Below are 13972 nucleotides of genomic sequence, written 5' to 3' on the forward strand. Positions count from 1 at the left end.
CATCTTCGTCAGAACCCTTGTTTCATGGGTTCTCCAGCCGTTTCCGGATTCTTCTTGAATGCTCATCCAACAAGTTGGCCGCTTGATTGCATATGCTTGTATGTACAAGTAAAGACGTATGCGTATGAGTCACGGAGACTCAACCGTCGTCCACTGATTCGCCGGTGTGCACTGATGCCCATCGGCTTGCTCGCCCACTGCCTGGGCTGGTTTTGGATTGATTGCTGAGGAGTTTTTTCGTGACTAAATTTCGTGACGTTGAAATCCGCGCTGCCCGCGGTAACAAGCTGACCGCCAAGAGCTGGCTGACTGAAGCGCCACTGCGCATGCTGATGAACAACCTCGACCCGGAAGTCGCCGAGAACCCTAAAGAACTGGTGGTTTACGGTGGCATCGGTCGTGCGGCACGTAACTGGGAATGCTACGACAAGATCGTTGAAAGCCTGACCAACCTGAACGACGACGAGACCCTGCTGGTACAATCCGGCAAGCCGGTCGGCGTGTTCAAGACTCACACCAACGCCCCCCGCGTGCTGATCGCCAACTCCAACCTGGTACCGCACTGGGCGAGCTGGGAGCATTTCAACGAACTGGACGCCAAAGGCCTGGCCATGTACGGCCAGATGACCGCCGGCAGCTGGATCTACATCGGCAGCCAGGGCATCGTCCAGGGCACCTACGAAACCTTCGTCGAAGCCGGTCGCCAACACTATAACGATGACCTCAAAGGCAAGTGGGTACTGACCGCTGGCCTGGGCGGCATGGGTGGCGCGCAACCACTGGCCGCCACTCTGGCCGGTGCCTGCTCGCTGAACATCGAATGCCAGCAGGTGAGCATCGACTTCCGCCTGAAAAGCCGTTACGTCGACGAGCAAGCCAAAGACCTCGACGACGCACTGGCGCGCATCGAAAAATACACCAAGGAAGGCAAGGCGATCTCCATCGCCCTGCTGGGTAACGCCGCAGAAATCCTGCCGGAACTGGTCAAGCGTGGCGTACGCCCGGACATGGTCACCGATCAGACCAGCGCCCACGACCCGCTCAACGGTTACCTGCCGGCCGGCTGGACCTGGGACGAATACCGCGCCCGCGCCAAGACCGAACCTGCCGCTGTGATCAAAGCCGCCAAGCAATCGATGGCCGTGCACGTTAAAGCGATGCTGGACTTCCAGAAAATGGGCGTGCCGACCTTCGACTACGGCAACAACATCCGCCAGATGGCCCAGGAAGAAGGCGTGGCGAACGCATTCGACTTCCCAGGCTTCGTGCCGGCTTACATCCGTCCACTGTTCTGCCGCGGCATCGGCCCGTTCCGCTGGGCTGCACTGTCGGGCAACGCTGAAGACATCTACAAGACCGACGCCAAGGTCAAAGAACTGATCCCGGACGACGCCCACCTGCACAACTGGCTGGACATGGCCCGTGAGCGCATCAGCTTCCAGGGTCTGCCGGCACGTATCTGCTGGGTTGGCCTGGGCCTGCGCGCCAAGCTGGGCCTGGCGTTCAACGAAATGGTCCGTAGCGGCGAGCTGTCGGCGCCAATCGTGATCGGTCGCGACCACCTGGACTCCGGCTCGGTCGCCAGCCCGAACCGCGAAACCGAATCGATGCAGGACGGTTCCGACGCTGTGTCCGACTGGCCATTGCTCAACGCTTTGCTGAATACCGCGAGCGGCGCGACCTGGGTTTCCCTGCACCACGGCGGCGGCGTCGGCATGGGCTTCTCCCAGCACTCGGGCATGGTCATCGTCTGCGACGGTACTGACGAAGCGGCCGAGCGTATCGCTCGCGTTCTGCACAACGACCCGGCCACTGGCGTTATGCGTCACGCCGATGCGGGTTACCAGATCGCCATCGACTGCGCCAAGGAACAAGGCCTGAACCTGCCGATGATCACCGGCAAGTAATGCTTGCCCTGTAGGAGCCGGTTTGCTGGCGATAGCATCTGTGCGGTGCACCCGTTACACCGCGCCGCATGGATCGCCAGCAAGCCGGCTCCTACAGGGGATCACAGCAACACCGAATAACAATCCACAGAGGTTGAACCATGGCTGTTAACAGCGAGCGTGCAGGCAACAAACCGTTGATCGAGAAACGTTCGATTGACTACATCCCGGAAGCGGAAAGACACGGTCGTCTGTTCAGCCAGTTCACCTTGTGGATGGGTGCCAACCTGCAAATCACCGCGATTGTCACGGGGGCTCTGGCTGTGGTGCTGGGCGGTGATGTGTTCTGGTCGCTGATCGGTCTGCTGATCGGCCAACTGCTTGGCGGTGGCGTGATGGCGCTGCATGCCGCGCAAGGTCCCAAGCTTGGCCTGCCGCAGATGATCTCCAGCCGCGTGCAGTTCGGCGTCTATGGTGCGGCCATCCCGATCGTCCTGGTGTGCCTGATGTACCTGGGCTTTACCGCAACGGGCACGGTACTTTCCGGCCAGGCGCTGGGCCAGTTGTTTGGCGTCAGCGACAGCGTCGGTATCCTCATTTTCGCCAGTGTCATCGTGCTGGTCACGGTGCTCGGCTACCGGGTGATCCATTGGATCGGCCGTGTCGCCAGCGTCATTGGCGTGATTGCCTTTGTGTTTCTGTTCAGCCGCCTGATGAGCCAGACAGACGTAGGCGCACTCCTGGACATTCGTCACTTCAGCTGGAGCAGCTTTCTGCTGGCGGTGTCGCTCGCGGCCTCCTGGCAGATCGCGTTCGGCCCCTATGTGGCGGACTACTCACGCTACCTGCCGAGCAATGTTTCCTCGGTGAAAACCTTTTTCGCCGCGGGTGCGGGTTCAGTCATTGGTGCACAGGTGGCGATGATCCTCGGTGTGTTTGCCGCCGCTTCGGCCAACGGGCAATTCGCTGGCCACGAAGTGGCCTACATCGTGGGCCTGGGGGGTACCGGTGCCACTGCTGCGCTGCTGTACTTCAGCATCGCGTTCGGCAAGGTCACCATCTCCACGCTGAACTCCTATGGCAGCTTCATGTGCATCGCGACCATCATCAGCGGGTTCCGCGGTGACCTGAAGGTCACGCGCTTGCAGCGTCTGGTGTTCGTGCTGGCGATCGTCGGTGCCGCGACCCTGATGGCGTTGCTCGGCCAGCACTCGTTCCTCGGGGCGTTCAAGTCGTTCATCCTGTTCCTGCTGGCGTTCTTCACGCCATGGAGCGCAATCAACCTGGTGGACTACTACTGCATCACCCGCGAGCGTTATGACGTGCCCGCACTGGCCGATCCCAATGGCCGCTACGGTCGTTGGAACGCGCTCGGTATCAGCGTCTATGTTTTCGGTGTGCTGGTGCAATTGCCGTTCATTTCCACCAAGTTCTACACCGGTCCGCTGGTCGCAGCGCTGGGCGATGTGGATATTTCCTGGATCATCGGCCTGGTGCTGCCCGCCGCCGTGTATTACGTGTGCGCAAAAAAATGGCACGGCAGCGTGCCCGATCAATTGATTCTGCCGGTCGAGCAGGACAGCGTTGAACAACCGAAAACAAGCGGAGCCGGTCGCGCTGCGGCGCAGGCCTGACTGGACGTGGACAGGGCTGGATGCCTCTTGACTGCCGTAAGCCCATTCATGATTAGGAGCGTCACTACAATGAAATCGAACAAGACCCTGCTGACCACTTTGCTTTCCATGGGCCTGCTGGCCGGCGCTGGCGCCACTCAGGCGGCGGGCTGGTGCGAGTCGGGTAAACCGGTGAAATTCGCCGGCCTGAACTGGGAAAGCGGCATGCTCCTGACCGACGTGATGCAAGTCGTGCTGGAGAAGGGTTACGACTGCAAGACCGACAGCCTGCCGGGCAACTCCATCACCATGGAAAACGCCCTGAGCAGCAACGACATTCAAGTGTTCGCCGAAGAGTGGGTGGGTCGCAGCGAAGTCTGGAACAAGGCCGAGAAGGCCGGCAAGGTCGTCGGCGTTGGCGCCCCTGTCGTCGGTGCTATCGAAGGCTGGTACGTGCCGCGCTACGTGATCGAAGGCGACGCCAAGCGCAAGCTGGAAGCCAAGGCCCCGGACCTGAAAAACATCGCCGACCTGGCCAAATACTCCGCGGTGTTCAAGGACGCCGAAGAACCTGCCAAGGGCCGTTTCTACAACTGTCCGGCCGGCTGGACCTGTGAGCTCGACAACAGCGAAATGCTGAAAAGCTACGGCCTGGAAAGCAGCTACACCAACTTCCGTCCTGGCACCGGCCCTGCGCTGGATGCCGCGGTGCTGTCGAGCTACAAGCGTGGCGAACCGATCCTGTTCTACTACTGGTCGCCAACGCCGCTGATGGGCCAGATCGACGCAGTGAAGCTCGAAGAAAAGCCAGGCGTGAACAAGACCGTGACCATCAAGGTCGGCCTGTCCAAGACCTTCCACGATGAAGCCCCGGAGTTGGTGGCCGTGCTGGAAAAGGTCAACGTGCCAATCGATCTGTTGAACCAGAACCTGGGTCGCATGAGCAAGGAACGCATCGAGTCGCCAAAACTGGCCAAGATCTTCCTGAAGGAACATCCTGAAGTCTGGCACGCATGGGTGAGCGAAGACGCAGCCAAGAAAATCGACGCGGCCTTGTAGGTCGGGCTTCTCCGGTTGTCGACGACGGCAGCCGGATGCTTGATCGCAACCCTTGATTGAGAGTCTCTTATGTTTCCCGAAAGCTTTACCTTTTCCATCGCCGACTGGGTCAACGGTTGGGTCGATTCGCTGGTGACCAACTACGGCGACGTGTTCCGCAGCATCTCCGATACGCTGCTGTGGGCCATCGTCAATCTCGAAAGCCTGCTGCGTGCCGCGCCCTGGTGGCTGATGCTGGCGATCGTGGGGGGCATTGCCTGGCACGCAACCCGTAAAGTCGTGACCACCGCCGTCATTGTCGGCCTGCTGTTCCTGGTGGGGGCGGTCGGCCTCTGGGACAAGCTGATGCAGACCCTGGCGCTGATGATGGTGGCGACGGTCATTTCGGTACTCATCGGCATTCCGCTGGGCATTCTTTCGGCGCGCAGCAATCGCCTGCGTTCGGTGCTGATGCCGCTGCTGGACATCATGCAGACCATGCCGAGCTTCGTGTACCTGATCCCGGTATTGATGCTGTTCGGTCTGGGCAAGGTCCCGGCAATTTTCGCCACCGTGATCTACGCCGCGCCGCCGCTGATCCGCCTGACCGATCTGGGCATTCGCCAGGTCGACGGTGAAGTGATGGAAGCCATCAACGCCTTCGGCGCCAACCGCTGGCAGCAACTGTTCGGCGTGCAACTGCCGCTGGCGCTGCCGAGCATCATGGCGGGGATCAACCAGACGACCATGATGGCCCTGTCGATGGTGGTTATCGCCTCGATGATCGGTGCCCGTGGTTTGGGTGAAGACGTGCTGGTGGGGATTCAGACCCTCAACGTCGGACGCGGCCTCGAAGCCGGTCTGGCGATCGTGATTCTGGCTGTGGTGATCGACCGCATTACACAGGCGTACGGTCGTGCCCGGCATGAGGTGAGCAAATGAACAACGCAACCGTGAGCAAGATCGAAGTCAAAAACGTCTTCAAGATTTTCGGCAACCGTTCCAAGGACGCGCTGGCGATGGTTGGCCAGGGCAAGACCAAGGAGCAGGTGCTGGCCGAAACCGGCTGCGTGGTCGGCGTCAACGACCTGTCGTTGAGCATCGGCAGTGGCGAGATCTTCGTGATCATGGGCCTGTCGGGCTCCGGCAAGTCGACGCTGGTCCGCCACTTCAACCGCCTGATCGACCCGACCAGCGGCGCGATCCTGGTGGACGGCGTGGACATCCTGCAATACGACATGGAAGCCCTGCGCGAATTTCGTCGGCGCAAGATCAGCATGGTGTTCCAGAGCTTCGGGTTGTTGCCGCACAAGAGCGTGCTGGACAACGTTGCCTACGGCCTGAAGGTCCGTGGCGAAAGCAAAGCCCTGTGCAACGAACGTGCGCTGCACTGGATCAATACCGTGGGCCTCAAGGGCTACGAAAACAAATACCCGCACCAGCTTTCCGGTGGCATGCGTCAACGTGTGGGCCTGGCCCGTGCCTTGGCGGCGGACACCGACATCATCCTGATGGACGAAGCTTTCAGCGCCCTCGACCCGCTCATCCGCGCGGAGATGCAGGACCAGTTGCTGGAGCTGCAAAAGACCCTGCACAAGACCATCGTCTTCATCACCCACGACCTCGACGAGGCCGTGCGCATCGGCAACCGCATCGCGATCCTCAAGGACGGCCGCCTGATCCAGGTCGGCACGCCGAAAGAGATCCTGCATTCGCCAGCGGATGAGTATGTAGACCGGTTCGTACAGCGCAGGGCTGCGGTGGTTTAAGAGATTTGCAGTGAGTGAGCTGGCCTCTTCGCGAGCAGGCTCGCTCCCACCATTGGAATGAGTACCCTGTGGGAGCGAGCCCGCTCGCGAAGGCGTCGGCAAAGCTGCATCAATATTCAGGTAAGAGGTCAAAGATGTCCCAGGCCGAAAAAATCGTTATCACCGAAGTGCCAGTCACCTGGCAGGACGTGGTCGCCGTTTCCCGTCATGGCGCACAGCTTGAACTGTCGGCGCCGATCTGGGCGCGGATCGACAACGCCCAGACCATCGTCCAGCGCATCGTCACCAGCGGCGAACGTGCCTACGGCATCAACACCGGCCTCGGTGCGCTGTGCAACGTCTCGCTGCAAGACGAACAACTCAGCCAGTTGTCGCGCAACACGTTGCTCAGTCACGCTTGCGGCGTTGGTGCGCCGCTCAGCAACGAGCAGACCCGCGCGATCATATGCGCCGCCATCGTCAACTACAGCCACGGCAAATCCGGCTTGCATCGCCAAGTGGTTGAAGCACTGCTTTCGCTGCTCAATCGCGGCATCACTCCGCAAGTGCCGTCCCAGGGTTCTGTTGGCTACCTGACCCACATGGCGCACATCGGCATCGCGCTGCTGGGCGTCGGCAACGTCAGCTATGGCGGGCAGATCGTGTCGGCTCAGCAGGCGCTGGCTGAAGAAGGCCTGCAACCGGTAAAACTCGGCGCCAAAGACGGTTTGTGCCTGGTCAACGGCACCCCGTGCATGACCGGCCTCGGCTGCCTGGCCATTGCTGACGCCGCGCATCTGCTGGAATGGGCCGACGTCATCGGTGCCATGAGCTTCGAAGCGCAGCGCGGGCAGATCGACGCATTCGATGCCGAAATCATCGCGCTCAAGCCGCACCCGGGCATGCAGCAGGTCGGTATCAACCTGCGTGCGTTGCTCGACGGCAGCGAAGTGATCGCCCAAAGCAAAGGCATTCGCACCCAGGACGCGCTGAGTATCCGCTCGATCCCGCAGGTGCACGGCGCCGCACGCGATCAACTGGTGCACGCGATCAAGCAGATCGAAACCGAACTCAACAGCGCCACCGACAATCCGCTGGTGTTGGGCACCGCGGTGAATTACCGCGTGGTTTCCCAGGCCAACCCCCACGGCCAGTCCGTCGCAATGGCGGCGGATTTGCTGGCGATTGCCATGGCGGAAATCGGCTCCATCGCCGAGCGTCGCCTCGACCGTTTGATCAATCCGCACGTCAGCGGGCTGCCGGCATTTTTGGTAGCCAATCCGGGGGTGAACTCCGGAATGATGATCGTGCAATACGTGGCCGCTTCGCTGTGCGCGGAAAACCGCCAGTTGGCGCAACCGGCAGTGCTCGACAACTACGTCACTTCGGGCCTGCAGGAAGACCACCTGAGCCTGGGCACCAACGCCGCGCTGAAGCTGCATCGCGCACTGGAAAACTGCACGCAGATCCTCGCCATCGAGTACTTGCTGGCCGCCCAGGCGTTTGAGTTCCTGAAGGAGCAACGCTTCGGCGCGGGCACCGATGCCGCCTGGCGTCTGCTGCGTGAACGTGTTCCGGCTTACGATCAGGATCGTTGGCTGGCGCCGGACATCGCCGCCGCTGCCGCTGTGCTGAAAGAAGCGGATTTGCTGCACAAGACGTTGCCGAACCTGAACTGATTTCTACATAAGCCAGCGTGCCAAGGCGCCAGCCCCCCAAAAGGTGGCAAGCGACGGACAACGGACATCTCCGGAGCGTCTGGTTAGTTAATAAAAACTCTCAAAAGGAGAATGAATGTGACTGCGCTTAATTTGATCCCTGGCCAACTGACCCTCGCCCAACTGCGTGACGTGTATCAGCAACCGGTGAAACTGACCCTCGACAACAGCGCCTGCGCCCAGATCGAAGCCAGCGTTGCCTGCGTGGAACAGATCCTCGCCGAGAACCGCACCGCCTACGGCATCAACACCGGTTTCGGCCTGCTGGCCTCGACCCGCATCGCCAGCGAAGACCTGGAAAACCTGCAGCGCTCGCTGGTGCTGTCCCACGCCGCCGGTGTCGGCCAGCCGATCAGCGACGACCTGGTGCGCTTGATCATGGTGCTCAAGGTCAATAGCCTGAGCCGTGGTTTCTCCGGCATCCGCCGGGTGGTGATCGATGCGCTGATTGCCCTGATCAACGCCGAGGTTTACCCGCACATTCCGCTGAAAGGTTCGGTGGGTGCATCCGGCGACCTGGCGCCTCTGGCCCACATGTCGCTGGTGCTGCTGGGCGAAGGCAAGGCGCGCTACAAGGGCGAGTGGATGGAAGCCACCGAAGCGCTGAAAGTCGCCGGTCTGACCCCGCTGACCCTGGCGGCAAAAGAAGGTTTGGCGCTGCTCAACGGCACGCAAGTATCCACGGCATTTGCCCTGCGTGGCCTGTTCGAAGGCGAAGACTTGTTCGCCGGCGCCCTGGCGCTGGGCGGCCTGACCGTTGAAGCGGTGCTCGGCTCGCGCTCGCCGTTCGATGCACGCATCCACGCTGCACGCGGCCAGAAAGGCCAGATCGACGCCGCTGCCGCTTATCGCGACCTGTTGGGTGAGCGCAGCGAAGTCTCCGACTCCCATGAAAACTGCGAGAAGGTCCAGGACCCGTATTCCCTGCGTTGCCAGCCACAAGTCATGGGCGCTTGCCTGACCCAGTTCCGTCAGGCCGCTGAAGTGCTGGCCGTCGAAGCCAACGCCGTGTCGGATAACCCGCTGGTATTCGCCGCTGAAGGCGATGTGATCTCCGGCGGCAACTTCCACGCCGAACCGGTGGCCATGGCCGCTGACAACATGGCGCTGGCCATTGCCGAAATCGGCTCCCTGAGCGAGCGCCGGATCTCGTTGATGATGGACAAGCACATGTCGCAACTGCCGCCGTTCCTGGTGGCCAACGGTGGCGTTAACTCCGGCTTCATGATCGCCCAGGTGACCGCAGCGGCGCTGGCCAGCGAGAACAAGGCGTTGTCCCATCCGCATTCGGTGGACAGTCTTCCGACCTCCGCCAACCAGGAAGACCACGTGTCCATGGCCCCGGCGGCGGGCAAGCGTCTGTGGGAAATGGCCGAGAACACGCGCGGGATTCTCGCCGTTGAATGGCTGGCGGCGGTGCAGGGCCTGGACCTGCGCAATGGCCTGAAGACCTCGCCGAAGCTGGAAAAGGCGCGGGCGATTCTGCGTAACGAAGTGCCGTTCTATGAGAAAGACCGGTTCTTTGCGCCGGACATCAATGCGGCGACTGAGTTGCTGGCTTCGCGTTGCCTGAATGAACTGCTGTCGACCAAGCTTTTGCCTAGCCTGTAAGGGCCCCTTCGCGAGCAGGCTCGCTCCCACATTGGAATGCGTACCACTTGTGGGAGCGAGCCTGCTCGCGAATCGATTTTGATTAACACGAGGACATGGGATGAAAACCCTCTGGCAACACTGCCACGTCGCAAGCATGGCGCAAGGCGTCTACTCGATCATCGAGGACGCGGCCATCGTGACGTCCGGTGCGCTCATTGAATGGGTGGGCCCGCGCGCCGAACTGCCGGCGGGCGAATACCCGGCGGTCAATGATTTGAACGGGGCCTGGGTCACGCCGGGCCTAATCGACTGCCACACCCACACGGTGTTCGGCGGCAACCGCAGCGGTGAATTCGAGCAGCGCCTGCAGGGTGTCAGCTACGCGGAAATTGCCGCTGCCGGCGGGGGCATCGCCAGCACCGTGCGCGCCACCCGTGCCGCCAGTGAAGACGAACTGTTCGCCAGCGCCGCCAAGCGTCTGAAAAGCCTGATGCGCGATGGCGTCACCAGCATCGAGATCAAATCCGGCTACGGCCTGGACCTGGCCAACGAACGCAAGATGCTGCGGGTAGCCCGTCGCCTCGGTGCCGAACTGCCGGTCAGCGTGCGCGCCACTTGCCTGGCTGCGCACGCCTTGCCGCCGGAATACAAGGATCGCGCAGACGATTACATCGATCACATCTGCGCTGAAATGCTCCCGGCCCTGGCCAACGAAGGGCTGGTGGATGCGGTGGATGCATTCTGCGAATACCTGGCGTTCTCGCCCGCTCAGGTCGAGCGCGTTTTCATCACCGCCCAGCAGCTGGGGTTGCCGGTGAAGCTGCACGCCGAGCAACTGTCGTCACTCCATGGTTCGAGCCTGGCGGCGCGGTACCGTGCACTGTCCGCCGATCACCTGGAATTCATGACCGAAGACGACGCCATCGCCATGGCCGAGTCCGGCACCGTCGCGGTGTTGCTGCCCGGCGCGTTCTACTTCCTGCGCGAAACTCAATTGCCGCCGATGGATGCCCTGCGCAAACACGGCGTGAAGATCGCCATCGCCAGCGACCTCAACCCCGGCACCTCGCCGGCACTGTCGTTGCGCCTGATGCTGAACATGGCGTGCACCTGTTTGCGCATGACCCCGGAAGAAGCCCTGGCCGGCGCGACGATTCATGCCGCCACGGCCTTGGGCATGGCACAAACCCACGGTTCGCTGGAGGCTGGCAAGGTTGCGGATTTCGTCGCCTGGCAGATCGATCGTCCGGCCGACCTGTGCTACTGGCTGGGCGGCGACCTGGAAAAACGCGTCGTGCGTCACGGCGTTGAAACGAGTCTGTAGGAGAGCAGTTGTGGATAAGGTTCTGAACTTCAAACAAGGCCGCGTGCCGCTGCTGATCAGCATGCCCCACGCCGGTCTGCGTCTGACGCCTGCGGTCGAAGCCGGGTTGATCCCCGATGCGAAAAGCCTGCCGGACACCGACTGGCACATCCCGCAGCTTTACGACTTCGCCGCCGAACTGGGTGCCAGCACCCTGGCCGCCGAGTATTCGCGATTCGTCATCGACCTGAATCGGCCGTCCGACGACAAACCGTTGTACGTGGGCGCGACCACCGGCCTGTACCCTGCGACGCTGTTTGACGGTGTGCCGCTGTTCCGCGAAGGGCTGGAGCCTTCGAAAGAAGAGCGCGCGACGTGGCTGGAGCAGATCTGGACGCCGTACCACAGCACCTTGCAGCAGGAACTGGCGCGACTGAAAGCCGAGTTCGGCTATGCGCTGCTGTTCGATGCCCACTCGATCCGCTCGATCATCCCGCATCTGTTCGACGGCAAGTTGCCGGACTTCAACCTGGGTACGTTCAATGGCGCCAGTTGTGATCCGCAACTGGCGACTCAACTGGAAGCGATCTGTGCCGCGCATCCGGACTACAGCCATGTGCTGAACGGGCGCTTCAAGGGCGGCCACATCACTCGGCATTACGGTAACCCGGCCGAGAACATCCATGCGGTGCAACTGGAGTTGGGCCAGTGCACGTATATGGAAGAGTTCGAGCCGTTCCGTTATCGGCCGGATCTGGCCGAGCCGACGCGAGTAGTGCTCAAAGCGTTGCTGCAAGGCTTGTTGGCCTGGGGCGAGAAGCACTACAAGCGCTGAAACCCTACGCAACCCTTGTGGGAGCGAGCTTGCTCCCACAGGTTTTTCAGATATCGCAACATCTGCACATGACAGTCGCCCCTGTGCAAATCTCAGTCGCCACAGTTCGCTTTTACCGCTCGTCTGCTGCGTAATGTTCTGGCCACGGTGCACAAAGACACCGGCCTCACAATAATCGCTGCCGCACGAGATGCTCTCTATGACAAGCACCAAACGTTTGTTCACCCGCTGTCTATCAATCCTCTGCGGCACCGCTCTTCTGAGCACCAGTGTCCTGGCCGCTGACGACGCCTCCTGCAAAACCGTGCGCATGGGCGTGGTCAACTGGACCGATGTGATCGCCACCAGTGGCATGGCCGATGTGCTGCTCAATGGCCTCGGCTATGAAAGCAAGCAGACCAGCGCCGTGCAGCAAATCATCTTCGCCGGCATCCGCGACAAGCGCCTGGACATCTTCCTTGGGTACTGGAAACCGGCGATGGACAAGAACATCGCGCCGTTCCTGGCTGCCAATCAAGTGAAGGTCCTGGACAAACCAAGCCTGGCCGACGCCCAGGCAACCCTCGCGGTGCCTGATTATGTCGCGGCGGCCGGCTTGAAAACCTTTGCCGACATCGCGAAGTTCAAGGATCAACTCGGCGGCAAGATCTACGGCATCGAGCCGGGCAGCGGCGCCAACACCACGATCAAGACCATGATCGAAACCAATCACTTCGGCCTCAAGGATTTCAAACTGATCGAGTCGGGTGAGGCCGGCATGCTCGCCGCCGTCCAGCGTGCAGTGAATCGCAATGAGTTCGTGGTGTTCGTCGGCTGGACCCCGCACCCGATGAACATCAACATGAACATCGCCTACCTGACTGGCAGCGAAGACGTCTACGGCCCGAACGAAGGCGCCGCAACCGTCTCGACCGTGACCGCTCCCGATTACGCCCGGCGTTGCCCGAACGTCAATCGCCTGCTGGAAAACCTGACGTTCACCGCTGCCCAGGAAAGCCAGTTGATGGTGCCAATCATGGAGCGCCAGACGCCTCAAGACGTTGCCAAAAAATGGCTGCGTGACCATCCGGAGGATCTGCAGCGCTGGCTGGCGGGCGTCAGCAGTTTTGATGGCAAGGACGGCGTCGCCACGGTTCAGGCCAGCCTGAAAAACTGACACCTTTGCAGATGTATGTAGAACCTGTGGGAGCGAGCTTGCTCGCGAAGAGGCCGGTGCATTCAACCTCTATGTCGACCATTGGTCAGTCTTCGCGAGCAAGCTCGATCCCACAAAGGCGTTGACCCCTCACATTCCTGCACGGGCAGCAGACTCATGGCTCTTTATTCACTTTCCGAACAGATGACGGCTTTCGTCAAGAAGACTGTCAGCTTCAATAGTACCGACAGCAGCCTGGCCGGATTGCGCCTGGCCTATAGCGAGATGTGCCGGGCATTCACGCCGCCGCGTCCTGCCGGGTTGTATGTGGTCGATTTCGAATTGGCGGGGGTTGCCGTTCGGTCGTATCAGCCGCCGGTTGCATCTGCTTCCGGTGGCGTGCCGTGCATCGTCTATCTGCATGGCGGCGGCTGGGTGGTGGGGGATCTGGATTCCCACGACTTCATTTGCGCGGAGCTGGCCTCGACCCTCGGCGTGCTGGTGATCGCCGTCGATTACCGTCTGGCGCCGGAACATCCGTTTCCCGCAGGCTTCGACGATTGCCTGAAAGTCTGGCGGGTGCTGCGTAACGGGCCGTTTCAACTGGACCCCGCACGCACGCTGGTGGCGGGCGACAGCGCCGGTGGCAATCTCGCGGCCGCGCTGTGCCTGGCATTGCGCGACGCGGACGAGCCGTTGCCGGCGGCGCAAGTGCTGATCTATCCGGGGCTGGGAGGCGATCAGCACCTGGCTTCTCGCAGTGAATGCAACGATGCGCCGTTGTTGACCAGCAGCGATGTGGATTGCTACCACGCGCTGTACCTGCAAGGCCCTGCGAAGCCGCGCGCTTACGCGATGCCGCTACTGGCCCAGGACTTCAGGGGCCTGCCGCCGGCCTTGATTGCCGTGGCGCAGTTCGATCCGCTGCGCGACGACGGTGTGCTGTATGCCGAGCGACTAAACGCTGCCGGCGTGGCAACGCAGTTGTATTACGGCGAAGGACTGGTTCACGGTTGTTTGCGAGCGCGGGGGCAGGCTGGCGAGGTGGATGCGTTGTACGAAACGCTGCTCGGGTATCTCGCGGAAAAACTCTGACCCCGCAA

Annotated in this window: 11 protein-coding genes; all 11 read left to right on the forward strand. The window is 61.4% G+C overall.

What is annotated here, in order from left to right:
* The first annotated feature begins 239 nt into the window (after window positions 1–239).
* The 11 genes from hutU (at window position 240) to BVK86_RS15220 (ending at window position 13964) form a co-directional block, all read left to right on the forward strand.
* Complete coding sequence (gene hutU / locus BVK86_RS15170; RefSeq protein ID WP_075947194.1) at window positions 240–1907, forward strand: urocanate hydratase; 1668 nt, start codon at window positions 240–242, stop codon at window positions 1905–1907.
* A gap of 140 nt (window positions 1908–2047) precedes the next feature.
* Window positions 2048–3520, forward strand: a complete 1473-nt coding sequence (locus BVK86_RS15175; RefSeq protein ID WP_075947195.1) for a purine-cytosine permease family protein — start codon at window positions 2048–2050, stop codon at window positions 3518–3520.
* Window positions 3521–3589: 69 nt separating this feature from the next.
* On the forward strand, window positions 3590–4558 hold the full coding sequence (locus tag BVK86_RS15180; protein ID WP_075947196.1) for an ABC transporter substrate-binding protein: 969 nt from the start codon (window positions 3590–3592) through the stop codon (window positions 4556–4558).
* 69 nt (window positions 4559–4627) lie between these two features.
* Window positions 4628–5479, forward strand: a complete 852-nt coding sequence (locus tag BVK86_RS15185; protein ID WP_075947197.1) for an ABC transporter permease — start codon at window positions 4628–4630, stop codon at window positions 5477–5479.
* A complete protein-coding gene (locus tag BVK86_RS15190; protein WP_056852229.1) occupies window positions 5476–6306 on the forward strand; it encodes a quaternary amine ABC transporter ATP-binding protein in 831 nt (276 codons plus the stop codon). Before BVK86_RS15185 ends, BVK86_RS15190 begins: the two co-directional genes overlap by 4 nt.
* Before the next feature lie 134 nt (window positions 6307–6440).
* A complete protein-coding gene (locus BVK86_RS15195; protein WP_075947198.1) occupies window positions 6441–7964 on the forward strand; it encodes an HAL/PAL/TAL family ammonia-lyase in 1524 nt (507 codons plus the stop codon).
* Between the two features lie 111 nt (window positions 7965–8075).
* A complete protein-coding gene (hutH, locus tag BVK86_RS15200) occupies window positions 8076–9614 on the forward strand; it encodes a histidine ammonia-lyase (RefSeq protein WP_092267215.1) in 1539 nt (512 codons plus the stop codon).
* 100 nt (window positions 9615–9714) lie between these two features.
* Window positions 9715–10920 (forward strand): imidazolonepropionase, encoded by a 1206-nt coding sequence (gene hutI, locus BVK86_RS15205; protein WP_075947199.1) that lies wholly within the window; start codon window positions 9715–9717, stop codon window positions 10918–10920.
* Between the two features lie 10 nt (window positions 10921–10930).
* The gene (gene hutG / locus BVK86_RS15210) at window positions 10931–11734 is read left to right on the forward strand and encodes an N-formylglutamate deformylase (protein WP_075947200.1); all 804 of its coding nucleotides are present in this window, start codon (window positions 10931–10933) and stop codon (window positions 11732–11734) included.
* Between the two features lie 199 nt (window positions 11735–11933).
* A complete protein-coding gene (locus BVK86_RS15215) occupies window positions 11934–12890 on the forward strand; it encodes a choline ABC transporter substrate-binding protein (protein ID WP_075947201.1) in 957 nt (318 codons plus the stop codon).
* Between the two features lie 156 nt (window positions 12891–13046).
* Entirely contained in the window at window positions 13047–13964 is a 918-nt protein-coding gene (locus BVK86_RS15220) for an alpha/beta hydrolase (protein ID WP_075947202.1), read from the forward strand.
* The last annotated feature ends 8 nt before the right edge of the window (window positions 13965–13972 follow it).

The organism is Pseudomonas reinekei (genome assembly GCF_001945365.1).
GTDB classification, from domain to species: domain Bacteria; phylum Pseudomonadota; class Gammaproteobacteria; order Pseudomonadales; family Pseudomonadaceae; genus Aquipseudomonas; species Aquipseudomonas reinekei.

Excerpts from the sequence above, each read along its gene's own strand:
- hutH (WP_092267215.1), top strand. The coding sequence starts at position 8,076 with ATGAATGTGACTGCGCTTAATTTGATCCCTGGCCAACTGACCCTCGCC.
- BVK86_RS15180 (WP_075947196.1), top strand. The coding sequence starts at position 3,590 with ATGAAATCGAACAAGACCCTGCTGACCACTTTGCTTTCCATGGGCCTG.
- BVK86_RS15195 (WP_075947198.1), top strand. The coding sequence starts at position 6,441 with ATGTCCCAGGCCGAAAAAATCGTTATCACCGAAGTGCCAGTCACCTGG.
- BVK86_RS15215 (WP_075947201.1), top strand. The coding sequence starts at position 11,934 with ATGACAAGCACCAAACGTTTGTTCACCCGCTGTCTATCAATCCTCTGC.
- hutI (WP_075947199.1), top strand. The coding sequence starts at position 9,715 with ATGAAAACCCTCTGGCAACACTGCCACGTCGCAAGCATGGCGCAAGGC.
- BVK86_RS15175 (WP_075947195.1), top strand. The coding sequence starts at position 2,048 with ATGGCTGTTAACAGCGAGCGTGCAGGCAACAAACCGTTGATCGAGAAA.
- BVK86_RS15220 (WP_075947202.1), top strand. The coding sequence starts at position 13,047 with ATGGCTCTTTATTCACTTTCCGAACAGATGACGGCTTTCGTCAAGAAG.
- BVK86_RS15190 (WP_056852229.1), top strand. The coding sequence starts at position 5,476 with ATGAACAACGCAACCGTGAGCAAGATCGAAGTCAAAAACGTCTTCAAG.
- BVK86_RS15185 (WP_075947197.1), top strand. The coding sequence starts at position 4,628 with ATGTTTCCCGAAAGCTTTACCTTTTCCATCGCCGACTGGGTCAACGGT.